This is a genomic window from Dactylosporangium sp. NPDC005572, assembly GCF_040605515.1.
Lineage (GTDB): Bacteria > Actinomycetota > Actinomycetes > Mycobacteriales > Micromonosporaceae > Dactylosporangium.
In genome coordinates this window covers 51450-75946 of the sequence record NZ_JBEXCY010000027.1, presented here as the reverse complement: position 1 = coordinate 75946, position 24497 = coordinate 51450, and the positions used below count along the sequence as shown (strand labels likewise).

General features: G+C 72.1%; 25 protein-coding genes. 16 read left to right on the top strand and 9 right to left on the bottom strand.

The window, feature by feature from the left end; translation table 11 throughout:
* Positions 1–106 precede the first annotated feature (106 nt).
* Entirely contained in the window at positions 107–676 is a 570-nt protein-coding gene (locus ABZS66_RS16525; RefSeq protein WP_354758329.1) for an exonuclease, read from the bottom strand.
* Positions 677–699: 23 nt separating this feature from the next.
* On the opposite strand from ABZS66_RS16525, the gene ABZS66_RS16520 reads away from it, so the two are divergent.
* The 3 genes from ABZS66_RS16520 (at position 700) to ABZS66_RS16510 (ending at position 3772) form a co-directional block, all read left to right on the top strand.
* Positions 700–1539: a TolC family protein gene (locus tag ABZS66_RS16520; RefSeq protein WP_354758327.1), complete on the top strand. Its 840-nt coding sequence runs from the start codon at positions 700–702 to the stop codon at positions 1537–1539.
* A 542-nt stretch (positions 1540–2081) separates the two neighbouring features.
* Positions 2082–2831: a hypothetical protein gene (locus tag ABZS66_RS16515; protein ID WP_354758325.1), complete on the top strand. Its 750-nt coding sequence runs from the start codon at positions 2082–2084 to the stop codon at positions 2829–2831.
* Complete coding sequence (locus ABZS66_RS16510; RefSeq protein WP_354758323.1) at positions 2828–3772, top strand: GNAT family N-acetyltransferase; 945 nt, start codon at positions 2828–2830, stop codon at positions 3770–3772. Before ABZS66_RS16515 ends, ABZS66_RS16510 begins: the two co-directional genes overlap by 4 nt.
* Here ABZS66_RS16510 and ABZS66_RS16505 read toward each other — a convergent pair.
* Positions 3738–4193, bottom strand: coding sequence for a gamma-glutamylcyclotransferase family protein (locus ABZS66_RS16505; protein WP_354758321.1), 456 nt, complete (start codon positions 4191–4193; stop codon positions 3738–3740). The two genes, ABZS66_RS16510 and ABZS66_RS16505, sit on opposite strands and share 35 nt — an antisense overlap.
* Positions 4194–4347: 154 nt before the next feature.
* On the opposite strand from ABZS66_RS16505, the gene ABZS66_RS16500 reads away from it, so the two are divergent.
* Entirely contained in the window at positions 4348–5751 is a 1404-nt protein-coding gene (locus ABZS66_RS16500) for an NAD(P)H-quinone dehydrogenase (RefSeq protein WP_354758319.1), read from the top strand.
* Here ABZS66_RS16500 and ABZS66_RS16495 read toward each other — a convergent pair whose 3' ends face one another.
* Together ABZS66_RS16495 and ABZS66_RS16490 are read right to left on the bottom strand one after the other, a co-directional pair.
* Positions 5752–6264: a 2'-5' RNA ligase family protein gene (locus ABZS66_RS16495; protein WP_354758317.1), complete on the bottom strand. Its 513-nt coding sequence runs from the start codon at positions 6262–6264 to the stop codon at positions 5752–5754.
* A gap of 1 nt (position 6265) precedes the next feature.
* On the bottom strand, positions 6266–7078 hold the full coding sequence (locus ABZS66_RS16490) for a DNA-formamidopyrimidine glycosylase family protein (RefSeq protein ID WP_354758315.1): 813 nt from the start codon (positions 7076–7078) through the stop codon (positions 6266–6268).
* A 179-nt stretch (positions 7079–7257) separates the two neighbouring features.
* Between ABZS66_RS16490 and thrS the strand changes: the two genes are divergently transcribed.
* From thrS to ABZS66_RS16465, 5 genes are all read left to right on the top strand, one after another.
* The gene (thrS, locus tag ABZS66_RS16485; protein ID WP_354758352.1) at positions 7258–8466 is read left to right on the top strand and encodes a threonine--tRNA ligase; all 1209 of its coding nucleotides are present in this window, start codon (positions 7258–7260) and stop codon (positions 8464–8466) included.
* Between the two features lie 48 nt (positions 8467–8514).
* Positions 8515–9288, top strand: a complete 774-nt coding sequence (locus ABZS66_RS16480) for a DUF3152 domain-containing protein (RefSeq protein WP_354758313.1) — start codon at positions 8515–8517, stop codon at positions 9286–9288.
* A 32-nt stretch (positions 9289–9320) separates the two neighbouring features.
* A complete protein-coding gene (locus tag ABZS66_RS16475; RefSeq protein WP_354758311.1) occupies positions 9321–9821 on the top strand; it encodes a SigE family RNA polymerase sigma factor in 501 nt (166 codons plus the stop codon).
* On the top strand, positions 9818–10825 hold the full coding sequence (locus ABZS66_RS16470; protein ID WP_354758309.1) for a hypothetical protein: 1008 nt from the start codon (positions 9818–9820) through the stop codon (positions 10823–10825). Before ABZS66_RS16475 ends, ABZS66_RS16470 begins: the two co-directional genes overlap by 4 nt.
* A gap of 85 nt (positions 10826–10910) precedes the next feature.
* On the top strand, positions 10911–11252 hold the full coding sequence (locus ABZS66_RS16465) for a heavy metal-binding domain-containing protein (protein ID WP_238008059.1): 342 nt from the start codon (positions 10911–10913) through the stop codon (positions 11250–11252).
* 1 nt (position 11253) lies between these two features.
* Here the strand turns inward: ABZS66_RS16465 and ABZS66_RS16460 are convergent, their stop codons facing one another.
* Positions 11254–13005 carry a biotin carboxylase N-terminal domain-containing protein gene (locus ABZS66_RS16460; RefSeq protein ID WP_354758307.1) on the bottom strand — a complete coding sequence of 584 codons (1752 nt, stop codon included), beginning with the start codon at positions 13003–13005 and terminating at the stop codon, positions 11254–11256.
* A 117-nt stretch (positions 13006–13122) separates the two neighbouring features.
* On the opposite strand from ABZS66_RS16460, the gene ABZS66_RS16455 reads away from it, so the two are divergent.
* From ABZS66_RS16455 to ABZS66_RS16440, 4 genes are all read left to right on the top strand, one after another.
* Positions 13123–13752 carry a PadR family transcriptional regulator gene (locus ABZS66_RS16455; RefSeq protein WP_354758305.1) on the top strand — a complete coding sequence of 210 codons (630 nt, stop codon included), beginning with the start codon at positions 13123–13125 and terminating at the stop codon, positions 13750–13752.
* A 79-nt stretch (positions 13753–13831) separates the two neighbouring features.
* Positions 13832–14785 (top strand): ATP-binding cassette domain-containing protein, encoded by a 954-nt coding sequence (locus tag ABZS66_RS16450; protein ID WP_354758303.1) that lies wholly within the window; start codon positions 13832–13834, stop codon positions 14783–14785.
* 1 nt (position 14786) lies between these two features.
* Positions 14787–15542: an ABC transporter permease gene (locus tag ABZS66_RS16445; RefSeq protein ID WP_354758301.1), complete on the top strand. Its 756-nt coding sequence runs from the start codon at positions 14787–14789 to the stop codon at positions 15540–15542.
* 110 nt (positions 15543–15652) lie between these two features.
* A complete protein-coding gene (locus tag ABZS66_RS16440) occupies positions 15653–16885 on the top strand; it encodes an MFS transporter (protein ID WP_354758299.1) in 1233 nt (410 codons plus the stop codon).
* On the opposite strand, the gene ABZS66_RS16435 is transcribed toward ABZS66_RS16440, so the two are convergent.
* Both ABZS66_RS16435 and ABZS66_RS16430 read right to left on the bottom strand, forming a co-directional pair.
* Positions 16800–17459, bottom strand: coding sequence for an O-methyltransferase (locus ABZS66_RS16435; RefSeq protein WP_354758297.1), 660 nt, complete (start codon positions 17457–17459; stop codon positions 16800–16802). The two genes, ABZS66_RS16440 and ABZS66_RS16435, sit on opposite strands and share 86 nt — an antisense overlap.
* A gap of 10 nt (positions 17460–17469) precedes the next feature.
* Positions 17470–18066 (bottom strand): nucleoside triphosphate pyrophosphatase, encoded by a 597-nt coding sequence (locus tag ABZS66_RS16430; RefSeq protein ID WP_354758295.1) that lies wholly within the window; start codon positions 18064–18066, stop codon positions 17470–17472.
* Positions 18067–18096: 30 nt separating this feature from the next.
* On the opposite strand from ABZS66_RS16430, the gene mscL reads away from it, so the two are divergent.
* The gene (gene mscL / locus ABZS66_RS16425) at positions 18097–18699 is read left to right on the top strand and encodes a large conductance mechanosensitive channel protein MscL (RefSeq protein ID WP_354758293.1); all 603 of its coding nucleotides are present in this window, start codon (positions 18097–18099) and stop codon (positions 18697–18699) included.
* Here mscL and ABZS66_RS16420 read toward each other — a convergent pair.
* Positions 18608–19027, bottom strand: coding sequence for an acyl-CoA carboxylase subunit epsilon (locus ABZS66_RS16420; RefSeq protein WP_354758291.1), 420 nt, complete (start codon positions 19025–19027; stop codon positions 18608–18610). The two genes, mscL and ABZS66_RS16420, sit on opposite strands and share 92 nt — an antisense overlap.
* Between ABZS66_RS16420 and ABZS66_RS16415 the strand changes: the two genes are divergently transcribed.
* Positions 19004–21079 (top strand): hypothetical protein, encoded by a 2076-nt coding sequence (locus ABZS66_RS16415; protein WP_354758289.1) that lies wholly within the window; start codon positions 19004–19006, stop codon positions 21077–21079. The two genes, ABZS66_RS16420 and ABZS66_RS16415, sit on opposite strands and share 24 nt — an antisense overlap.
* Positions 21080–21135: 56 nt before the next feature.
* Complete coding sequence (locus ABZS66_RS16410; protein ID WP_354758287.1) at positions 21136–22923, top strand: serine/threonine-protein kinase; 1788 nt, start codon at positions 21136–21138, stop codon at positions 22921–22923.
* Here the strand turns inward: ABZS66_RS16410 and ABZS66_RS16405 are convergent.
* A complete protein-coding gene (locus ABZS66_RS16405) occupies positions 22920–24494 on the bottom strand; it encodes an acyl-CoA carboxylase subunit beta (RefSeq protein ID WP_354758285.1) in 1575 nt (524 codons plus the stop codon). The two genes, ABZS66_RS16410 and ABZS66_RS16405, sit on opposite strands and share 4 nt — an antisense overlap.
* Positions 24495–24497: the final 3 nt, after the last annotated feature.

Below are 24497 nucleotides of genomic sequence, written 5' to 3'. Positions count from 1 at the left end.
CGGCTCTGGACCCGATCTAGCTGGTTTGGTCGGGGCCTACCGGCTCTGGACCCGATCTAGCTGGTTTGGTCGGGGCCTACCGGCTCTGGACCCGATCCAGGGCTGTCTACGGCGCCCAGTTCATCAGGTTCGCGAACAGCTCGGCCTGCTCGATCGCGTCGTCGAGCGCGTGGTGCGTGTGCCGCCGCTGCGACAGCAGGTGCTTCGGCATGCGCCCCTTGACCGCGGCGCTGAGCGGCACGCCGGCCTTCACGGCGTACGTCGTCTTCATGTCGAGGCACCCCGAGTGCCCGAACACGCTGGCGCCGGTGAACCGCAGCAGGTACCAGTACAGGAACATCCAGTCGAACACCGCCGGATAGGCGACGATGACGGGCCGGTCGTCCCCGGCGGTGCGGGTGACCCACGCGCTCAGCTCGGCCATGGCCGTGGCCGGGTCGGACCCGTCGCGCAGCAGCGTGTTGCGGTCGAGCCCGGACACGGCGAGCGCCTCGGGCACGAAGTCGTCGCTGATCGGCCGCAGCTCCCGGTAGAAGGTGTGCTCGGCGGGATCGGCGCCCCGGAAGGTGCCGTCGAATCTCCCGGCGACCGCGAGCCCGACGCTGACCATCGAATACGGTCCGGGAATCGGCCCGTCGGCCTCAACATCCAGCGAGAAATAGACGTCGGCACGCATGCGGTGACCTTACGCTCGGCATCGTGGACGATGCGCTCGCGGGGATCGCGGCCCGGCTCTACGCCGCGCCGCCGGAGGACTTCGTCGCGCTGCGCACGGAGGAGGTGGCGCGCGCGCGTAAGGCCAAGGACACGGCCCTGGCCGCCGCGATCGGCAAGCTGCGCAAGCCGACGCTGGCCGCCTGGCTGGTCAACCGCCTGTCCCACGAGCGCCCCGAGCTGATCGAGGAGCTGCTGGCCCTGGCCGAGGACCTCCGCACCGCCCAACGCGAGCTCCGCGGCGCCGACCTGCGCGAGCTGTCGACCCGCCGGCGCACGCTGCTGACCACCCTGACCCGCGAGGCAACCAGGCTGGCCGGAGCGGACCGCACCACCCTCCCGTCGACGGAGGTCGAGAACACGCTGGCCGCGGCCCTGGCCGACGATGAGGTGGCCGTGGCGGTCCGCGCGGGCACCCTGACGAAGGCCCTGGAGTACACGGGCTTCGGCGAGACCCCGCGCCCGCAGCTACGGTTGGTGCAGGGCGGCGGTTCGGCCGCGCCGGCTGTGGCACCGGATTCGGCTCCTGAGCCGCCCGCCGAGCCGGGCAAGGTGACCGCCGTCCGCTCGACCCCGTCGGAGGACGAGCGGGCCCGCCGAGCCGAGTCCCGCCGCAACGAGGAGGAGCGCCGCCGCGCCGAGGAGGACCACGCCCGCGCGCTGAAGCAGGCCCGCAAGGAGCTGATGACGGCGCTGCAGCAGCTCTCCGACGCGGAGACCGCGAAGCAGGAGGCCGAACGGGCACTGGCGGCCGCTTCGAAGGCCATCGCCCAGGCCGAGAAGCGGGTCAAGCTGGCCCAGGCCGCACTGTCCGACCTGGGCTGATGCTTTGGGACTCGGGTCCGTGCGCTCCATGATCGACGGCGAGTTCCGGCTGTGATGGCGACCAGAGGCTTCCATCGATCATGCGGCGCAGCAAGAGATCGCCGATTGGGCCGGCCCAAGCGACAGCCTCGCACCACCCATGCCGCCCGCGCCTAGGTTGGTTCGCCCCAAACACCGATCTTGGGCATGGAGAGCGCGTCTTGAGCATGAAGAGAGCGCCCCGGGCCGGCCCTGGACCGACGGGGCCGGCCGGCTCCATGATCATGGGAAGAATCTGGCTGCCATGACAGCCAATTGTTTCCCTTGATCATGGCGCAACTCGCCCACGGCGTCGGCGGCGCTCCTGGTTGCGATCAAGGTGGCCCAAGATCGGCGGCTGGGCGCCCTGAACGCCGATCTTGGAAGCCGGGTGGGGCCGCGACAGCCGGGCGGTAAGTGGTGCAAGCGATCGCGGGCCAGACAACAGGCGCGGGGGCGGGCGGTTGGCGGGACACGGACGTGTGGCTTCACCGGGGTTCGGCGCGGGAGGCAGAATGTCCCGCGTGACTCCCGAGCAGGCGGCCGCGGCGGCGAAGCAGGCTGTGCTGGTCCTGGGCGGCGCCTTCAGCGACGACCCCAAGACCATGCGCAGGGCTCGCCAGATCGGGCTGACCGGCTGGGCCTTCTACGTGGCCGGGCGGGGCGGGGCTCTCGGGGACGTGCGGGCCGACACCGTCGCGGCGGCGCTCGGGTTCATCGCGCCCGAGGCCGTGCAGGACGGGTGGGACGCGGCGCGGAAGGTCGCGCCGCCCGAGCAGATCGCCGCCGACAACCTCGACGAGTGCTGCCGCTGGGGGCGCGAGCACCTCGAGAGTTTCTACGCCCTCACCCGCCTCGTCGAGCTCGCCGAGCGGGTCGTGGTCAGCGCCGAGGCGGCCGGGATGCCGCTCTTCGCGGCCTGGCGGGCCATGCCGCTGCCCGACGACTCCCCGGGCGCGCGGGCGGCCGTGCTGGCCCACCTGCTGCGCGAGCATCGCGGGGCCGCGCACCTGCTGGCCATCCGGGCCAGCGGCCTCAGCCCCCTGGAGGCGATCATCTCGGGGCCCGACGGGGAGGCCGGCGCCACCGCGTTCGGCTGGCAGCCGCCGTACCCGGCGTTCGAGCCGCTGGTCCGCCGCCGCAGCTGGGCCGAGGCGCTCACCGACCGGATCGCCGGCGAGGCGTTCAAAGCATTGGCTCCGGCCGAACGGGCCGAGCTCGTCAACCTGCTCGACGCCGCCGTCGTCGCGGTGAAGGAGGCGGTCCCCCAGTGAAGATCCGTGGATGCACCCTGCGTGACGTGCCGGCGATCCTCACCGTCACCCGCGCGAGCGACATCGCCTCCCTCGGCGAGCCCGACTGGTCCGAGGCCGAGGTCGTCGAGACGCTCACCGCGCCCAACCACGACCCGGCGGTCGACTCCTGGCTCGCGTTCGACGCCGACGGCGAGCCGCTCGCCTGGGCGTACGTCGACAACCCCCAGCGCGGCGTCCGCGACAACGTCGAGGTGTACGCGGTGCCCGGGCGGGGGGCCGTGGCCTACGTCCCGCTGCTCGACCTGGCCATCGCCCGGATCGCCGAGCGGGCCCGCGAGAACGGGCATCCCGAGGTCGTCCTCCGGGCGGGTGCCATCGCGTCGGAAACCGCGTATCTGGCGGTACTGGCAGAAAAAGGCTTCAAGTTCGTCAAACGGCACGCTCGGATGAACCGAGCCCTCACCGGCGAGGAACGCGCCCCCGAGGGCCACCCCATCCGCCCGGTCGACAGCGAAGAGCTCGAACGCTTCCACGAGGTGCTGGAGAGCGCGTTCGCGGACACGCCCGACTACCAGCCGACGCCGTACGACACGTGGCGGGAGACGATCGACCGCCTGCCCTCGGTCAGCTTCGACGAGTGGTTCGTCTACACCGACGGGGACGAGATCGTCGGTGTCCTGCAGTCCGCCGACCAGGCCGTCGAGCACAACGAGGGCTGGATCAAGAACCTCGCGGTCCTCCGCAGCCACCGCAAGCACGGCGTCGGCGGGGCGCTGCTGCGCACGGCCTTCGCGGCGTACGCGGCGAAGGGGCGCGCGTCGGCCGGGCTGGGCGTGGACCTGACCAACCCGACCGGGGCGTACCAGCTCTACGAGGGCGTCGGGATGACGGTGGCGTTCGCCGCCGACATGTGGGAGCGGGCCGTCACGGCATCGCCGTCTTCGTCGGCCGCGACCTGAGCTCCTGGAGGTAGTCCTCGGGCGCGCCGGCCTTCGCCGCCGCGTTGGCGATCTCGGCCAGGTACCACGCCGTGGGCAGGCCGCCCTCGTAGCCGTTGAAGACGTAGACCCACGCGGTCGCATCCCCGTCGAGGGTGGCGACCCGCAGGTGCAGCTTCTGGTAGGTGCCGGCGAGCGCGCCCTCGACCTCGTCGAGCTGCTTCTCGTCGTTGGGGTGCACGTCGTAGAGCGCGACGAAGACCCGGTCGCCCGGCGACTCGACGATCGTGGTGACCGAGCCCTCCCAGCCGAGGATGTCCTCCCCGGCGAACGTGAGGCGCCAGCCCTCGAGCCAGCCGGTGCCGATCATCGGCGAATACGGACAGTAGGCCCGCATGCGGGCCGGGTCTAAGTTCGAGCCATACGCGGCGTAATGACGCACGGCGATGACGATAAACCCGACCGGGTACGCGAGAGAATACTGCAGAGCGTGTCGGATTCGGATCCACTCGTCGGCGCGAGGTGCACCGTTCGGCTGGTGCGCGGCGGGCGGGTGGGAGAATAGGACCGAATCGTCGACGAGGGGTGGGGCAGTCGTGGGCCGGATCGTGATCATCGGAGGGGGCCCGGCGGGCTACGAGGCGGCACTGGTCGCCGCGCAGCTCGACGCGGAGGTCACCGTGATCGAGGCCGAAGGCGCAGGTGGGGCGTGCGTGCTGCACGACTGCGTGCCGTCCAAGACGTTCATCGCGAGCTCGGATGTCGTCACCGCGCACCTCGACACCGAGCAGTTCGGCGTGATCGGCCCGGAGGGCCCGGACGTGCGGGTCGACGCGGCCGCGGTGCATCAGCGGGTCAAACGGCTCGCCTCCGCCCAATCCGGCGACATCCACGCCAAACTGGTCAAGGCCGGTGTGGACTTCGTCACGGGCACGGCGCGCCTCGGTGAGGACACGCTCGGTCACACCCATGCGGTCGAGGTGACCCCGGTCGGCGGTGACGCTCCGTATGTCATCAACGCCTCGACCGTCCTGATCGCCACCGGCGCCACCCCGCGGGTCCTGCCGACCGCCGTCCCCGACGGGGAGCGGATCCTCACCTGGCGCCAGGTGTACGACCTGCCGAAGCTCCCCGAGCACCTCATCGTGGTCGGTTCGGGTGTCACCGGCGCCGAGTTCGCCTCGGCCTATCTCGCCATGGGCATCGAGGTCACCCTGGTCTCCAGCCGCGACCGGGTCATGCCGCACGAGGACCCCGACGCCGCCATGGCGATCGAGCGCGTCTTCCGCACCCGCGGCATGACGATCCTCAACAACTCGCGGGCCGCGGCCGCGCGGCGCACGCCCGACGGCGTCGTGGTCGAGCTGGCCGACGGCCGCAGCGTCGCGGGCTCCCACGTGCTGATGGCCGTCGGTTCGGTACCGCAGACACACTCCCTGGGCCTGGCCGAGTACGGCGTCGAGGTCGCCCCCGGCGGCTACGTGACCGTCGACCGGGTCTCCCGCACCAACGTCCCCGGCATCTACGCCGCCGGCGACTGCACCGGCCTGCTCCCGCTGGCCAGCGTCGCCGCCATGCAGGGCCGCATCGCCATGTGGCACGCGCTCGGCGAGGCGGTCGCCCCGCTGAAGCTGCGCACGGTCGCCGCCAACGTGTTCACCGACCCCGAGCTGGCGAGCGTCGGCATCACCCAGTCCGACATCGACAGCGGCAAGGTGCCGGCCCGCTCGGTCATGCTCCCGCTGGCCGGCAACGCGCGGGCCAAGATGGCCGGCCTCGACGACGGCTTCGTGAAGATCTTCTGCCGCCCGGCGTCGGGCCTGGTCGTCGGCGGCGTCGTGGTCGCGCCGCGGGCGAGCGAGCTGATCATGCCGATCGCGATGGCGGTGGAGAACCACCTGAGCGTCGACCAGCTCGCCCACACGATCACGATCTACCCGTCGATCTCCGGCTCGATCGCCGAGGCCGCCCGCCAGCTCATGCAGCACGACGAGGAGTAGTCACAGCTCCTGGTAGATGTCCCGGGCGTAGTCGGCGACGGCCGCCCGGGTCACCGTGGCCTCGATCGGCAGCACCTCCAGGCAGCGGCGCAGCGCCTCGGTCAGGATCGGCCGGGGCACCCGCATCGACACGGTGCAGTGCGGCACCCACTCGCCCGGGTTGTAGAGCGGCAGGCTCGCGATGCCGGCGTCGGTCAACCGCTGCCACACCAGCGCCTGGTGGCGCATGAGCTCGGGCGTCGGGGCCAGCCCGAGGAACACGACCCGCCCGACGAACACCCCGGCGAACTGGAAGTTCAGGCGCAGCGGCGCGGCGACGTCCACGCCGGCCAGCGCCGCGGTCACCGCGGAGGGGTCCAGGGCGCGCGCCGCGACCAGGGAGACGTGCGGGCGGTGCTTGCCGTCGTGCGGCGTGCGCAGCGTCTGCACGCCCAGCTCCTCCAGCAGGTCCCAGAGCACCCGGATCCGCCGGGTCGACCGCTCGTCGAGGTGCAGCTCGATGGAGGCGACCATCTCACGGCTCCCGCTGGCAGACCGGGCACCAGTACGCGTTGCGCGCGGTGAGCACCGCCGTGCGCACCGGCGTGCCGCAGACCAGGCACGGCTGCCCGGTGCGGCGGTACACGTACACCTCGCCGCCGTGGCGGTCGACCCGCGGCGCGCGGCCCATCGCCTCCGGCGTGTGTGCACTGTGGACCGTGTCGATCCGCCCGTCGGCCACGCCGCTGCGCATCAGCGTGCGCAGGTCGGCCCAGATCTCCTGCCACTGCCCGTACCGCAGCCGCTTCCCGGTCGTCGTGGGCGGCAGCCCGGCCCGGAAGAGCGCCTCGGTCACGTAGATGAGGCCCGCGCCGGCCACGATGGACTGGTCCATCAGCAGCCCCATGAGCGCGCGCCCCGACCCGCGGATGCGCGCGAACGCCACGTCCCCGTCGTCGTCCGCAGCCAGCGGATCCGGCCCGAGCCGGGCGTGCAGCGCCTCGACCTCGCCCGGGTCGAGGAGCTCGCAGGCCGTCGGGCCGCGCAGGTCGAGCCAGTGGTCGGCGTTGACCATCCGCAGCCGGATCTCGCCGACCTCGGCCGGCGCCGGAGCGTCGCCGTCGGTGAACTTGCCGTAGAGCCCGAGGTGGATGTGCAGCGTGTCGCCGCCCGAGTAGTGGTGCAGCAGGTGCTTGCCGTGCGCCTCGGTGGCCTCGAGCACCCGCCCGTCGAGCCGCTGCGCGCCGGCCGCGAACCGGCCCTGCGGGCTGCTGACCGCGACCGGGCGCCCGCCGAACAGCTTCCGGTGGCGCTCGGCGAGGCGGTGGATGGTGTGACCTTCGGGCACCGACCGTTTATACCCTCCGCCCTCGTTCGGCGGCGCGCTATTCTCGTGGCATGAGTCGCAGCGCACTGTCCACGACGACGCCGGGCCTTCCCCGGCGGCGCTGACGCGACGTTTGTTCTCGCAAGCTCCGGGGCCGCGCTCCCGGAGCTTTTTCTGTGCCCGCGGTCGCGGCTCCTCCCATCCAGAAGGAGTCAGTCATGCAGGACCACCGCAAGCTCGGCCGCGAGCTCGAGCTCTTCCACTCCGACCCGCTCGTCGGCGCCGGGCTGCCGCTGTGGCTGCCCGACGGCGCCGCCGCCCGGCACGCGGTCGAGGACTACGTGTACGCGCTGGAGAGACGCGCCGGCTACCAGCACGTGTACTCACCGCCGATGGCCAAGGTGGAGATGTACCACCGCTCCGGCCACCTGCCGCACTTCGCCGACGACATGTTCCCGCCGATGGCGCTCGGCGAGCACGACCAGTTCGTGCTGCGGCCGAGCCTCTGCCCGCACCACGCGGCGGTGTTCAACGCCCGCGGCCGCTCCTACCGCGAGCTCCCGCTGCGCATCGGCGAGATCGGCGGCATGTACCGCGCCGAGCGCTCCGGCGTGCTGGGCGGGCTGTCCCGGGTGCGGGCGATCTCGCTCAACGACGGGCACGTGTTCTGCGCCGAGGACCAGGTGTTCTCGGAGGTCGTCGCCGCGCTCGCACTGATGAAGGTGGCGCACGCGGCCCTGGGCTTCGAGCCCGCGTACTTCCGCCTCTCGCTGCGCGGCGAATCGGACAAGTTCGTCGACGACCCGGCGATGTGGTCGAAGGCGACCGAGGTGCTGCGCGAGGCGCTCGCCGCGGTCGGCCTGCCGTACGTGGAGGCGCCCGGCGAGGCCGCCTTCTACGGCCCGAAGATCGACGTGCAGCTGGTCGACCACGCCGGCCGCGAGGGCACCCTGGCGACCGTCCAGGTCGACTACTTCCAGCCGGCCCGCTTCGACCTGTCCTATGTGGACGAGCACGGCGAGCGGCGCCGCCCGGCCATGGTGCACCGCAGCGCCGCGGGCAGCATGGAGCGGCTGTTCGCCCACCTCATCGAGGTGCACGACGGCGCGTTCCCGGCCTGGTTCGCGCCCGTGCAGCTGGCGGTCCTCCCGGTCGGCGAGGCGTCGGCGCAGGCGTTCGCGGCCCGGTGCCGCTCCCTCGATCTGCGGATTCAGGAGTTGTACGGCGGGAGCCTCGGCGCCCGCATCCGAGCCTCACGAAAGGTCCCGTTCGTGGCCGTGATCGGTGCGCAGGAGCTCGCCGACGGCACCGTCTCGCTGCGCTGCCGGGGCTCGGAGGAGGTGCGGGCGCTCCCGGTGGAGGAGGCCCTGGCGTTCCTGGCCGCGCAGTGCCGGCCGCCGCTGGACTAAATACCCGGGGCGGCTCGGGTCGTCCTGGGGGATGTGAGCGTACTTCGGATGGGCGGCGTGGCAGCCGCGGTGCTGGTGCTGGCCGCGTGCTCCACGCCGCCGTCCTACTCCTCCTTGCCTGCGTCCCCTGCGTCCCCTGCGTCCCCTGCGTCCCCTGCGTCCCCAGTTGCCGCGGCAACCTCCCGGGCTCCGAGCCCTGCTCCCTCGCTGTCCCCGTCCGCCGTTCCCACCTACCCCGCCGCCGGGGGCGGCCGGTTCGCCTTCGCCGCCACTCCCGGGCCGGTCGCCGGCGCGGCCGGGCGGCTGCTGACCTACCGCGTCGGCGTAGAGACCGATATTTCCGGAATTTCAGTGGACGACTTCGCGGCCGAGGCGGCCGCCGTGTACGCCGACCCGCGCGGGTGGACCGCGACCGGGCAGTGGCGGCTGCGCCGGGCCGGCGCCGGCGAGCGGTACGACTTCACGCTGTTCCTCGCCACGCCCGCGACGCGGGACCAGCTCTGCGACAGCTCCTACGACCGGTACACCTCCTGCCGCAACGGCAACAGCGTGGTCATCAACGTCGCCCGCTGGGTCCGCGGCGTGCCCGACTACGGCGGCGATCTCGCGTCCTACCGGCAGTACGTCGTCAACCACGAGACCGGCCATCGACTCGGCCGCGGCCACGAGCTGTGCCCGGGGCCCGGCCGCCCGGCGCCCGTCATGCAGCAGCAGACGCTCGGCATGCACGGTTGCGTGCCCAACCCGTGGCCGATCGTCGACGGCCGCCCCTACGCCGGCCGCTCCGGGCAGTACGACGACCCGACTCCGAAAGACGCATAAACGCCCGGCGGCCCCGGGTCCGTCTAGGGAGTGTGCACGTCGACTTCGCGGAGTTCGTGCTGGCGCGAACGCCGGCCCTGCTGCGCTTCGCCTACCTGCTGACGGGTGACCGGCACCTCGCCGAGGACCTCACCCAGGAGGCGCTGGTGCGCGCGCACCGGCGGTGGTCGGCGATCACCGCCGACGTGGGCCCCGAGCCGTACGTGCGGCAGGCGGTCCTGCGCCAGTTCCTGTCCTGGCGGCGGCGCCGCTCGTTCTTCGAGCGGCCCGCCGCCGAGCTGCCCGAACGGCCGATCCCCGACGACTTCGCCGACCGGGTCGCGGTGAGCGACGAGATGTGGTCGCTGCTGCGCCGGCTGCCGAGGTCGCAGCGGGCGGTGGTGGTGCTGCGGTACTACGAGGATCTCCCCGACGCGGAGATCGCCCGGCTGCTGGGCTGCTCCCCGGCGACGGTGCGGGTCCACGCGTTCCATGCGTTGCGACGACTCCGGACGGCGCTCACGCCGGTCCGCCTGCCGGGAGGGCAGCCATGATGCACGAGGTCGAGGAGCGCCTGCGGTCGGCGCTGCGGGACCACGCCGAGGACGCGCCGGCCGGCGCCGCCATGCTGACCACGGTGGTGGCCGAGTCCGGGCGCCGCCGGCGCCGCGCGGTGGTCGCGTCGGCGGCGGCCGCGGTGACGGCCGTCCTGGCCGGCGCGGCGGTGGCGGTACCGCTGCTGTCCCCGGCGCCCGCGCTGACGGTGGCCGCGCCACCGAGCACCGCGCCACCGGCGGTTTCGCCTCCGGTGGCCGGGCTGGTCCCCGCCGACGCGCCGGGGAAGGTGACGTTCCCGCTCACCGCCCCGCCGAAGGCCGGCTACGGCGTGCCGTCCGTCTGGCGCGCGGCCGCCCGCCCGTACCTCCGCCAGACCGTCCAGGACGCGGACGCCGGCGGCGTGATGGCGTTCAGCGCGACCGCCTACCCGGCCCGCCCCGAGGCGCTCGGCCCGTCGACGCCGACCACGGTCCGCGGCCGCCCGGCGACGGTGGTCGAGTGGTCGGACCAGACCGGCGTCCAACGCTCGCTGGTCTGGCAGGAGGACCCGGCCACCTGGATCGAGCTGCGCACCGAACCCGCCGCGGCGGATCCGGACCGCCTCCGCGCCTACGCCGAAGCGCTGCAGGCCCAGCCCTCGAACGGCCCGGTCCCGTTCACGTTCGCGCTGATGCCGGCCGGCTGGAGCGTGGACAACGTCACGCCGACCTCGGTGACCTTCTGCCCGCCGGACGTGCGGCCCGACCAGGCTTTCACCGACAAGCTCGCGGTCATGCTGAGCACGACGGCCGAACCTGCGGGCACCGCGGTGAAGGTCGGTGCCCGCGGCGGCTGGCTGCATCACCAGGAGGACTCGACGACGCTGGAGGTCCCGCTGGGCGACGGCCGCTCGCTGGTGTTCCAGCTCATGGGCCGCGCCACCACCCTGAGCGACGAGGACCTGGTGCGCCTGGCCGCCGGCACGACGCCGACCCCGGATGCCGAGGTCGGCAAGGGCTGAGTCGACTGTGCCGCAACAGAGTTAGGAATCGGGTGGTTACCGGTGGAACGCCGCGTAGCTGTACATATGTGCATACAGTTTGGCTGTGCTGGTTGTGACCACTGAAGGGTTGCCGGGGTACGAGATCACCACCGTCCTCGGCGAGGTGCTGGGCGTGGTGGCCACGTCGCGCAACCCGTTCGCGGCCGGGATCCGGTCCACCGAGGGCGGGCCGGGGCAGGACATGTCGCAGTTCCTGGTGCAGACGCGCTCACGCGCGGTCGGTCAGATGGTCGCCGCGGCCGAGCACCGCGGCGCCAACGCGATCGTCGGCATGCGCTTCGACCACCGCGACGTGACCAACACGTGGGTGGAGCTGTGCGCCTACGGCACGGCCGTCATCGCCGTCGCACTGCACCAGCGCACCGGCGCCCACGCCGCCGCCTGAGCTACTTCAGCTCGGCGATCACGGCGCCCGCGGAGACGACCTCGCCGACCTTGGCCTGCAGGCCGGTCACCACGCCGGCCTTGTGGGCATTGAGCGGCTGCTCCATCTTCATCGCCTCGAGGACGACGATCAGGTCGCCCTCCGCGACCGTGTCGCCCTCGGCGACCGCGATCTTCACGATCGTGCCCTGCATGGGGCTGGTCAGGGCGTCGCCGCTCGCCGCGCCGGACTGCTGCTTGCCCGCCGAGCGGCGGCGCGGGGCGGTGGATGCAGCGGCCGGGGCGGCGCCGCCGGCCGGCAGGCCGCCGGGGAACACCACCTCCAGGCGCTTGCCGCCGACCTCGACCACGACCGTCGAGCGGGCCGGGGCGTCGGCGGCCGGTGCCGCCGTGGCGGTGAACGGCGGGACCTCGTTGACCCACCCGGTCTCGATCCAGCGGGTGTGCACGCGGAACGGCTCGTCGGTGAAGGCCGGGTCGCGCAGCACGGCGCGGTGGAAGGGCAGCGCGGTGGCCATGCCGTCGACGACCATCTCGTCGAGGGCGCGGCGGGCCCGCTCGATCGCCTGCTCCCGGGTCTCGCCGACGATGATCACCTTGGCCAGCAGCGAGTCGAAGTTGCCGCCGATGACGCTGCCCGACTCGATGCCCGTGTCGACCCGGACGCCCGGCCCGGTCGGCAGGGTCAGGGTGGTCACCGCGCCCGGCGCGGGCAGGAAGTTGCGGCCCGGGTCCTCACCGTTGATGCGGAACTCGATGGCGTGGCCGCGCGGGGTGGGGTCGGCGTCGAAGCGCAGCTTCTCGCCGTCGGCGATGCGGAACTGCTCGCGGACCAGGTCGACGCCGGCGGTCTCCTCGGTGACCGGGTGCTCGACCTGGAGCCGCGTGTTGACCTCGAGGAAGGAGATCGTGCCGTCGTTGCCGACGAGATACTCCACCGTGCCGGCCCCGTGGTAGCCGGCCTCCTTGCAGATCGCCTTGGCCGACTCGTGGATCTGGGCGCGCTGGGCGTCGGTGAGGAACGGGGCGGGCGCCTCCTCGACCAGCTTCTGGTGGCGGCGCTGGAGCGAGCAGTCGCGGGTGCCCATCACCACGACGTTGCCGTGCTGGTCGGCGAGCACCTGGGCCTCGACGTGGCGGGGCTGGTCGAGATAGCGCTCGACGAAGCACTCCCCGCGGCCGAAGGCCGCGACGGCCTCGCGCGTGGCCGACTCGAACAGGGCCGGGATCTCCTCGATCGTGCGGGCGACCTTGAGGCCGCGGCCGCCGCCGCCGAACGCGGCCTTGATGGCCACCGGCAGCCCGTGCTGCTCGGCGAAGGCCACGATCTCCGCGGCGTCGCCCACCGGCTCGGGCGTGCCCGGCACCAGCGGCGCGCCGGCGCGCTGCGCGATGTGCCGCGCGGTGACCTTGTCGCCGAGGTCGCGGATCGCCTGCGGGGTCGGCCCGATCCAGGTGATGCCGGCGTCGATGACCGCCTGCGCGAAGTCCGCGTTCTCCGAGAGGAAGCCATACCCCGGGTGGACCGCGTCCGCCCCGGCCTGCCGGCAGACGTCGATGAGCTTGTCGATGCGCAGGTAGGAGTCGGCGGCGGTGTCGCCGCCGAGGGCATAGGCCTCGTCGGCCAGGCGCACGTGCAGCGCGTCACGATCCGAGTCCGCGTAGACGGCCACGCTCGCCAGTCCAGCGTCGCGGCAGGCCCGGATGACGCGGACGGCGATCTCGCCACGGTTGGCGATGAGAACCTTGCGCACGCTGAACGCTCCCTTGGGTGGACCCTCCGGCGCAGTCTAAGCCAACGGTCTAACACTCACCGTTGCCAAGAAAATCACTCGGAGCCGTTAGTCAAGTTTTCCTATTACGCTTGTGTCGTGTCCACTACGCGTCTGATGATCATGGGGCTGGTCTCGTACCTCCAGCCTGTCCACGGCTACGACATCCGCAAGGAGTTGACCAGCTGGAACGTGGAGAGCTGGGCCAACGTCCAGCCCGGGTCGATCTATCACGCGCTGCGCAAGATGACCGAGGAAGGCCTCCTGGAGGAGGTCGACACCGGGCGGGTGGACAACCGGCCGGCCCGCACGCGGTACCGGATGACCAAGGAGGGTGAGGCCGAGTACCAGGCCCTGCTCCGCAAGTACTGGTGGGAGTACCAGGAGCCGGTCGACCCCTTCCTGGCCGCGTTCGCGTTCCTGCCCTCCCTGCCGCGCGCGGAGGCGGCCGGCGCGCTGCGGGCCCGGGCCCGGCTCCTCGAGGGCTGGATCGCGACCTATCGCGAGTCCGGTGACGACTGGGCCGCCAGCAAGCCGGTGCACGTCTCCTGGCAGTTCGAGCTGACCACGCTGCGCTGCGAGGCCGAGGCCCGCTGGTGCCACGACGTCGCCGGCCGCATCGAGGCCGGCGAGGGCGACCACTTCAACGAGCGGCCCGACTCCAGCGCCGACGAGTGGCGCAAGCAGATCCGCGAGCAGTTCGGCGAGCCCGTCGACGAAGACGAGTAAGACGCGACATATTCAAGCTTGACCGCGCGAACTATATCGCGTTACGGTCTCTGTGCTGAGACGAGGACAGGGGACCGTCATGATCGAAACGAAGGGCCTGCGGAAGTCGTTCCGCTCCCGAGCCGGGCGCGAGACCAAGGTGGTCGAGGCAGTTCGCGGGGTGGACCTCTCCGTCAAGGAGGGAGAGATCTTCGGATTCCTCGGGCCCAACGGCGCCGGCAAGACCACCACACTGCGCATGCTGGCGACGCTCATCACGCCCGACGGTGGCGAGGCCACCATCGCGGGCGTCGACCTGCTGAAGGACCCCGGCGAGGTGCGCCGCCGGATCGGCTACGTCGCCCAGGGCGGCAGCACCTGGGACGAGAGCACCGCCCGCGAGGAGCTGGTGCTCCAGGCCCGCTTCTACGGCATCGGCAAGGCGGAGGCGCAGCGCCGCGCGGACAAGGCGCTCCAGGCGTTCCAGCTGGTCGAGTACGCCGACCGCCGCACCAAGACCTACTCGGGCGGCCAGCGCCGCCGGGTCGACATCGCGCTCGGCATCATCCACGAGCCGAAGATCGTCTTCCTCGACGAGCCGACCACCGGGCTCGACCCGCAGAGCCGGGCCCACATGTGGGACGAGGTCCGCCGCCTCCGCGAGGAGGGCATGACCGTCTTCATCACCACGCACTATCTCGACGAGGCCGACGCGCTCTGCGACCGCATCGCGATCATGGATCACGGCGAGATCGTCACCGAGGGCACCGTCGACGCGCTGAAGCGCGAGGTCGCCGGCGACGTCGTGACCGTCGGGGTCAACGGGTCCGCGAGCTTCGCCGCCGACCTGCTGCAGAACCAGGACTACGTGCGCAGCGTCGAGCAGAAGCACGGGGAGCTGCGGCTGTACGTCGACGAGGGCGCCGTGGCGATCCCGCACATCCTGCGCCTGCTGGACCACGCCGGGGTCACCCTGGGCTCGATGGAGCTGCACCGCCCCAGCCTCGACGACGTGTTCCTGATCAAGACCGGCCGTTCCCTGAGGGAGTCCTGACGTGAAGTTCTTCCGCGACACCTGGCTGGTCTTCCAGCGCCAGATGCAGCTCATGCTCCGCAACCCGGTGTGGCTGATCGTCGGGATCGTCCAGCCGCTGTTCTACCTGCTGCTGTTCGCGCCGCTGCTGAAGCCGGCGCTGGGCGTGCAGACCAACGCCGAGGCCTACAAGCTCTTCGTCCCCGGCCTGCTGGTGCTGCTCGCGATGTTCGGCTCGCTGTTCACCGGCTTCGGCCTCATCGCCGAGCTGCGGGCCGGCGTCATCGAGCGCAGCCGGGTCACCCCGGTCAGCCGGCTCGCGCTGCTGGTCGGCCGGTCCCTGCGCGACGTCGTCTCGCTGCTGTTCCAGGCCCTGCTCATCGTGCTCATCGCGGTGGCGTTCGGGCTGAAGGTGGCGGTGCTCGACGTGATCGCCGCGTTCGTGCTGATGGCGGTCATCTCGCTCATGCTGTCGGCGTTCTCCTACGCGATCTCGCTCAAGCTGCGCAGCGAGGACGCGCTGGCCCCGCTGCTCAACACGATCTCCCAGCCGCTGCTGCTGACTGCCGGCATCCTGCTGCCGCTGACGTTCGCGCCGAAGTGGCTCAAGACGGTCGCCGACTGGAACCCGTTCTCGTGGGCCGTCGACGGGGTGCGCGCCCTCTTCGCCGGCGACCCGGGCGCCAACTCGGTGTGGCAGGCCGCAGTGGTCATCGGCGGCCTGACCGTCATCACGGTGGTCTGGGCGTCCCGAGCCTTCGCCAAGGGCATCCGCTAGTCGGGTCCAGAGCCGATAGGCCCCGACCAAAATCAGCTTGGCTGTACCGGTAACGACCGTCACCCTCATGGCCCCTTCCACCGCGGAAGGGGCCATGACACCGTCAGTCAGTGCCTCGTCTCGTCCGTGACCGCATCACCTGGGTCATCTATCTCCAGCTGGCCCTGTGGTGCTACTTCCTCTACGGCTTCGGCCCGGTGGCCCCGCTGCTGCGCGACGAGCTGCACATCTCCAGCACCCTCGCCGGCCTGCACGGCACCGGGTTCGCCGTCGGCGGCATCGTCGGCGGGGCGATCATTCCCGCCCTGACCCGCCGCCTCGGCCGGCACCGGCTGGTCTGGACCGGCCTCGCCCTGGTCAGCGTGGCCGCGGTCGGCATGTTCACCGCCCACCACCTCGCGCTGACGCTCACCTTCGCCACGCTCGGCTCGTTCGGCGGCTCGCTCGCCGTCAACGGGATCAACTCAGCGCTCACCGAGCACCACGGCCCCTCCGCCCCGGCCGCGATCAGCGAGGCGAACGCGGCCGCGGCCGGCGTCGGCCTCATCGCGCCCCTGATCGTCGGGCTCACGTTCAGCGCCGGCCTGGGCTGGCGGACCGGCCTGGTGCTCATGGTCGGCCCGGTGATCCTGCTGGCCTTCCTCGGGAAGATCCGGATTCCGGAGCCGATCGCGGCCCGGGCCGACGCTCACGGGCCGGACCGGCCGCTCCCGCGCACCTACTGGCTCGCCTTCGCCAGCCTCTTCGCCACCGGCTCGATCGAGGTCTGCCTCACCCTCTGGGGCAGCGACGTGCTGCGCGAACACGCCCACGTCTCGCCGGGCGTGGCCACCGCGGCGGTCTCGACGCTCATCGCCGGCATGGTGGCCGGCCGCCTGATCGGCGGCCGGCTGCTGCTCGTCTTCCGGCCGACCCGCATGCTGCTGGCCGCGCTCGGGGTCAGCCTGGCCGGCTTCGCGATCTTCTGGAGCGCGACCGTGCCCTGGCTGGCGATGGGCGGCCTGTTCGCCTGCGGGCTGGGCGTCGGGCTGCACTACCCGCTCGGCATCGGCCTCGCGCTCGCCCACTCCGACGGCCAGCCCGACCTGGCCGCCGCCCGGGCCTCGTTCGCCGTCGGCATCTCGTTCGCCGTAGCCCCTTTCGCCCTCGGCGCGCTGGCCGACGCGGTCGGCCCGCACAGCGCGTTCCTGCTGGTGCCGGTGTTCATCGCGGTCGCCGCCGTCGCCATCGTCCGGCTGGACGTGGTGACCCGGCCGGCTACAGCCGGCGCGCGATCGTCAGACCGTCCGCGATCGGCAGCAGCACCGACTCCACCCGCTCGTCGTCCAGCACGCGACGGTTGAACTCCTGCATCGCCCGGGTGCCCGGGTCGGCCGGCGACGCGTCGATGATGTGCCCGTGCCGCAGCACGTTGTCGACGAGGATCAGGCCGCCGGGGCGCATCCGCGGTACCAACGCCTCCCAATAACCGAGGTAGCCGGTCTTGTCGGCGTCGACGAAGGCCAGGTCGAGGTGTGGCTGCGCGGGCAGGGTCGCCAGCGTCTCGGCCGCCGGGCCCAGGCGCAGCTCGATCCGGTCGGCCAGGCCGGCCCGCTGCCAGTAGCGCCGGGCGATGCTCGTGTACTCGTCGGAGACGTCGAAGCAGACCAGCCGGCCGCCGTCGGCCAGGCCGCGCGCGATGGCGATCGACGACAGCCCGGTGAAGGTGCCGATCTCGACCGCCTGCCGTACACCAGCGATCCGGGTCAGCAGGGTGAGGAAGGCCGCCTGCTCCGGGGCCACCTGCATGCCGGCGTCCAGCGGCAGGACGCGCTCCGTCTCATCGATCAGGTCCCGCACCAGCTCGTCCGGCTCGCTGCCGTTGGCCACCACGTAGTCCTGGAGCTCCGCCGTCAGCGGAAGTGTCTGTTTCGTCATGAGATCATCCCTACCAGAGCGAGGTGACCGGGATGCCGAGCGAGGCGAGCAGGTTCCGCAGCGTGGGCAGGGACAGGCCGACGACGTTGCCGTGATCGCCCTCGATGCGCTCGACGAACAGCCCGCCGAGCCCGTCGATGGTGAACGCGCCGGCCACCTCCAGCGGCTCGCCCGACGCCACGTAGGCGGCGATCTCCTCGTCCGTCGCCTCGGCGAAGTGGACGGTGGTGCCGACCGTGGCCGTCGCCTCCTTGCCGGTGCCGGTGTCGACCAGGCAGTGCCCGGTGTACAGCACCCCGGACCGCCCGCGCATCTTCTGCCAGCGGCGGGTGGCGTCGGCGGCGTCGACCGGCTTGCCGAGGATCTCGCCGTCGAACGCGAGCACCGAGTCGCACCCGAGCACCAGCGCGCCCTCGACCGAGGAGGGCAGCGTCGCCACCACGGCCCGGGCCTTCAGCCCGGCGAGCGTGCCCGCGAGCGTGGCCGCGTCACCCGCCTCGACGGCCGACTCGTCGACGCCGCTGACGATGACCTGCGGCGACAGCCCGGCGGAGGTGAGCAGACGCCGGCGCGCCGGGCTTGCCGAGGCGAGAATGAGTGTCTTCACGGGTAGAAACCTAGTCGTAGCATCGCGGCCATGCGGAAGCTCTGGGCGGAGTTCAAGGCCATCGCGATCGGCGGCACGGTCCTGGACCTGGCGCTCGGTTTCATCATCGGGTCGGCCTTCGCCACGCTCATCCAGTCGTTCGTGACCAACCTGTTCCTGCAGCTCGTCGCCGCCGTGGTCGGCGAGCCCGACTTCCAGAAGCTTCAGGTCAACGTCCACAACACGCCGCTGAAGTACGGCGTGTTCCTCAACGACCTGCTCCAGTTCGTGCTGCTCGCGCTCGCGCTGTTCGTGATCATCAAGTTCATGACCTGGATCGGCGTCGAGCGTGGCCGGTCGCTGGACACGCGGCCGTGCCCGTTCTGCTACGACCGTGTCCCGACCGGCGCGCTGATGTGCCGCTCGTGCGGCCAGCAGTTGGTCGCCGAGCTGCCGTCGCTGCCCGACGCCGAGCGCCTGCTGGCCGAGCGCGAGGCCCGCCGCTGGCCCACGCTGCCGCCGATCGCGATCCCGCGGCGGAGGACCGGTCCGGGCGCGGCGACTAGCGCCAGCGAGGGCGAGCGCCCGGAAGCGCGCTCTCGCGCCACCGGGAGCGGGCCGGACGAGCCGGGGGAGCGGCCGGCGTCAGGCTGAACAGGGCCCCCACGATCGCCGCGACCTCCTCGGCCGTCGGCGTGCCGCGAACGACCTTGAACAGCGGTTCCTCCGACACGTGATCCTCCCGGACAAGTTCACGAAACGTTGTCGTCCTGCGAGCATACGCACACCTCAGCAGCGCATACTCGGATGGAACGGGAGTCGATGGCGAATTGGGGGACGCTTGCGGAAGACGTCGGCAAACGTCCGGATTCGCGCCATCTCGGCGGCGTCGGCGGTTGTGCTGCTCGCGGTACTGCTGCCGAAAACGCCGTCGTATGCGCGTGAAGGCGAGTCGCCCGTGTCGATCTCCGCGTCGCTGCACTATCTCGTCACGTTCGTCGCGCGGGCCTGCGACAACTACGCCTCCGTCATGGGCAACCGGGTGCGCGACGACCACCTGGAGGCGGCGGCGCTGCCCGGCCGCGACAACGCCTACCGCGACGGAGAGGCCGTCGACCCCGCCGTCGAGGCCGTCAACGGCGGGGGGTGCGTGCCCCTGAACGGCTGGCAGTTCTCGCTCGGCGGCGGGCACGAGAAGAAGGGTGCCTACTCCACGGTCACCGGCGCGGCCGCGGGCTCCGGCGCCACCGCGGCCGGGCTGCCGCTGCTCGACGGCATGGGCCAGAAGACCGACAAGACCATCGACGGGGCGGTGACCCTCCAGCTCAGCGACGAGCAGGCGAAGGCGGCCGCGCGCCGGCAGCTCTGGGTGCAGGGCGGCACGCCGGGCGACCCGCTGCTCGCCGGGTCGCTGCCCGGCTACGGGTTCGGGGCGCTGCGCTGCGCGGTCGACGGGCACAGCGGCGGCAACGTGCAGTGGCTCGGCTTCCCCGCCGGCACCCGGCACGTCTTCTGCTACGGGTACTACGTCAAGGGCGCCCAGCCGACCGCCACCCTCGTGGTCCGGGCCCGCGCGACGCAGCCGCCGGGCTACCCGCAGCGCTTCGCGTTCGACGCGAGCCCCAGCTACAACGCCGACAAGCGGGTCTCCGTCGACGCCGTCACCGACGCCACGTTCGTGCGCAGCGCGGGCGGCGCGCCGAACACGGTCGTGTCGCGCACCCCGGCCGGCTGGACGCTGAACGACGCCGCCTGCACGGCGAGCGGCGGCGGGCGCAGCCAGACGACGACCGACCTGCCCACGGGCACCGCCACCGTCACGCTCAGCGCCGGGGAGACGGTGACCTGCACGTTCACCTACGCGCCGCCCGCCTCGCCGCCCGGCCTGACCCTGCGGGTGTTCAGCGACCACGCCGGCGGCCAGTTCGGCCTGTCGGTCGGCGGCGACGGCGGCCCGCGGGCGCTCACCGCGAGCCCGGCGGGCGACGGCTCCGCGGATGCGGCGACCGGCGCCGACCTCAGCGCGCTGCCGCCCGGGGCCTACCCGGTGACGGTCACCGCCCCGGCCGGTGACGCGTCGTCGTGGAGCCTGACCGGCGCCGCCTGCGGCCAGACCGAGCTCAAGCCGGAGGGCATGACGGTGACGGTGATGGTCGCCGCGGGCGCCCCGACCGACTGCACGCTGCGCGTCAGCCGCAAGGTCGGCGGCCTCGAGCTGCGCGGGGTGACCGTCGGCGGCACCGGCGCCGCCTCGTTCACAGTCACGCCGGCCGACGAGGGCGTGCCGGGCTGGTCCGGCGTGGCGACGACGACCGGCCTCGGCGTGGCCGCCATCGCGCAGGGCGACGTGCCGCAGGCACTGCCGTTCGGCGACTACCTGGTGACCCCGATCCCGCCCGTCTCCACTGTGGACGGCCGCTGGAAGCTCAGCTCCTTCGCCTGCGATCCGGGCAGGTCCAAGGAGATTTCCAACGTGGGTGCCGATGTCGTACCGCTGACGCCCGGCGAGTCGGCCGCCAAATGCACGGCGACCTACCTGTTCGAGTCCGCCCAGCGGCTGCAGGTGATGCTCCGCTTCGCCGGCAACGTCGACGGCCGCGCCGGGGCAGTGGTGATCGACATCAGCTGCGAGGACGGCTCGACCGGCCGCGCGGTGCTGGGCGGCGACGACAACAGCGAGGCGGCGCTGCCCGAGCCGCTGGGCTTCCTGGCCCCGACGAAGTGCACGATCGCCAGACCGGAGACACCCGTGGCCAAGGACGCCGCGGCGTCGGTGAGCGCCTCGCTCGACCCGGCGCCCGGCAACGCGCCGCTCACCGTCCCGGCGACCGTCGACATCGGCGGCGACGTCGAGCTGTACACGGTCGTCGTCACCGTCACGTTCGCCGCGACCGGCGAGGTGCCCACCCAGCAGAAGGTCCTGGACACTTTCCGGGTCCTGCCGGTGGCCCTGATCGGCGCCGGCCTGGTCGGAATCGGTCTGGTCATCCTATTGATCATGGTGTTGCGATCCAGGTCGTACCGGGAAGAGTGATCGAGGGTGGAACCGGGCTGTCTCAGAGGTGCCACCGTTGGGTAACTTGCTAGGTGATGACCCAGCCCAAAGCCTTGATCGCCGAGCGATACCGACTGATCGAGTCGCTCGGTGCGGGCGGCATGGGCCGGGTGTGGCTGGCCCGCGACGAGATGCTGCGCCGTGACGTGGCGATCAAGGAGGTCATCCCGCCCGAGGGGCTGACCACCGAGGAGCGCGACGAGCTGCGCCTGCGCACGCTGCGGGAGGCGCGGGCGGCGGCGCGGCTCAACGACCCCAACGTCGTGCGGATCTACGACGTGATCCAGTCCGAGCAGGCGCCCTGGATCGTGATGGAGTACGTGCCCTCGCGGTCCCTGCACCAGGTGATCACCGACGAGGGCCCGCTGCCCCCGGAGCGGGTCGCGCAGATCGGCCTCGCGGTGCTCAGCGCGCTGCGCGCGGCCCACGCCGCCGGGGTGCTGCACCGCGACGTCAAGCCGGGCAACGTGCTGCTGGCCGACACCGGCCGGGTCGTGCTCACCGACTTCGGGCTGGCCGTGTTCGAGGGCGGCGACGGTGCCGTGACACGGCCGGGGCTGATTCTCGGCTCCCCGCAGTACATCTCGCCCGAGCGCGCCCGCGAGGGCACCTCGGGGCCGGAGTCGGACATGTGGTCGCTCGGCGCCACGCTCTACGCGGCGGTCGAGGGGCGCTCGCCCTACGCGCGCTCGACGACGTACGCGACGCTGACCGCGCTCGCGACCGAGGAGCCGGACCCGCCCGCCCGGGCCGGCGTGATGAAGCCGGTGCTCAACGCCCTGCTGCGCAAGGACCCGAGGGCCCGCGCGGGCGTCGCGGAGACGGAGCGGCTGCTGCGGCGGGCCGCCGCGGGCGAGGGGCGCGGCTTCTCCTGGTCGCTGCCGGCCCTGCCGCGGCCGCGGCGTTCCCGGGAGGGGCACTCCGGCTCGTCGGGGATCCGCGCCTCGCGCAGCGCCGAGTCTGTCGCGCAGGTCAGCGCCCCGCCGGGTGGGCTGTCGGAGCACTCGCCGGGGCCGTTCGACATTCGCCCCGAAGCCCGCGTCGAGTTTCCCGGCCGCGCCCGGGGGAGCGCGGTCGTGGGAGCGCCCGCACCGGTCGAGCTCGACCGGCCGGACGACGACGACAGCACCGTCCCGGCCGGGCAGCGCTGGAAGTGGATTGCGGTCGCGGCCGGCGTGTTGGTGATCGCCGTCGTGGCGGCGATCGTCCTGTCCGACCAGGGCGGCGCGCCGCCTGCGGATGCTCCGGTCACCGGCCAGGCGGCCCGGTCGACCAGTGCCGCGCCGTCACCCTCGCCGTCGGTCTCCCTGTCGCCGCAGGTCCAGGGCTCGTTCGGCGACGACGTCATGCAACTGCCCCCGGGGTACCACTATGAGACCGATCCCACCTGGGGCTGGCGGGTGGCCGTGCCGGACGGCTGGATCAAGAGGCCCCATGAGACCTCCAAATCGATGGTGTACTTCCAGAGCAACACCGATCCGCGGATGCGCATGGGCGTCGACACGACGTTCACCCCGCCCGCCGACGCGGTGGCCGACTGGGAGCAGCAGGAACGGGCCCGCCTCCGCAGCGGCATGTATGCGAACTACCAGCGGGTCGGGATCGAGCCCGTCACCAACTACCAGGGGCAGTGCGCCGACTGGCAGTGGCGGTACGACAGCTCACAGGGCGGCCGGATGCACGTGTCCAACCTGGGCTGCCGCGTCCGGCCCAACCTCGGGCACGCCCTCTACTGGGAGGTTCCCGACTCGCTGTGGGACAGCGAGCCGGTGACCACGATGTACGGCATCATCAAGGTCTCGTTCCGCCCCAAGCCAGCTTAAAGGGGAATGTTGCCGTGCTTCTTCGGCGGCAGCGTCTCCCGCTTGGTGCGCAGCAGCCGTAGCGCCCGCACGATCTCCACGCGCGTCGTCGACGGCGCGATGACCCCGTCGACGTAGCCGCGCTCGGCCGCGACGTACGGGTTGGCCAGCGTGTCCTCGTACTGCTGGATCAGCTCGGCCCGCAGCGCCGCCGGGTCGGCCGCGCCGCGCAGCTCCTGCCGGTAGAGGATGTTGACCGCACCCTGCGCGCCCATGACCGCGATCTGCGCCGTCGGCCAGGCGAAGTTGAGGTCGGCGCCGAGGTGCTTGGAGCCCATGACGTCGTACGCACCGCCGTACGCCTTCCGGGTGATGACGGTGACCTTCGGTACCGTGGCCTCGGCATATGCGTAGATGAGCTTGGCGCCCCGCCGGATGATCCCGTCCCACTCCTGGCTGGCACCGGGGAGGAAGCCCGGCACGTCGACGAACGTCAGGATCGGGATGTTGAACGCGTCGCAGGTGCGCACGAACCGCGCCGCCTTCTCCGACGCGTCGATGTCCAGGCAGCCAGCGAAGTGCATCGGCTGGTTGGCGACGACCCCGACCGGGTGGCCCTCCACGCGGCCGAAGCCGACGATGATGTTCTGCGCGAACAGGGGCTGGACCTCGAGGAAGTCCTCGACGACCGCCTCGATGACGCCGTGCATGTCGTACGGCTGGTTCGCCGAGTCGGGGATGATCGAGTCGAGCTTGTCGGCCGGCAGCTCGGGCTCCTGCTTCTCGGCCAGGGGTGCGTCGTCGAGGTTGTTCGACGGCAGGTACGACAGCAGCGCCTTCACGTACTCGATCGCGTCGTCCTCGTCGGAGGCGAGGTAGTGCGCGTTGCCCGACTTCGTGTTGTGCGTCCGGGCCCCGCCCAGCTCCTCGAACTCGACGTCCTCGCCGGTCACCGTCTTGATCACGTCGGGGCCGGTGATGAACATGTGCGAGGTCTGGTCGACCATCACGGTGAAGTCGGTGACCGCCGGCGAGTACACCGCGCCGCCCGCGCACGGCCCCATGATCAGCGAGATCTGCGGGATCACGCCGGACGCGCGCACGTTGCGGAAGAAGATCTCGCCGTAGAGGCCCAGCGAGACGACGCCCTCCTGGATCCGCGCGCCGCCGGAGTCGTTGATCCCGACGACCGGGCAGCCGATCTTCATGGCGAGGTCCATGACCTTGACGATCTTCTCGCCGAACACCTCGCCGAGACTGCCGCCGAAGACCGTGAAGTCCTGCGCGAACACGCACACCTGCCGGCCGTCGACGGTGCCGTAGCCGGTGACCACACCATCGCCGTACGGCCGGGTCTCCTCCAGGCCGAAGTTGGTCGACCGGTGCCGCGCCAGCTCGTCGAGCTCCACGAACGACCCCTCGTCGAGCAGCAGGTCGATCCGCTCACGGGCCGTCTTCTTGCCCCGGGAGTGCTGCTTCTCGACCGCCCGCGCCGAGCCGGCGTGCACGGCCTCCTCGGTGCGGCGCTCCAGATCGGCGAGCTTTCCGGCCGTGGTGTGGATGTCCGCGTGCTTGATGGTCACCCTGGGCATCGT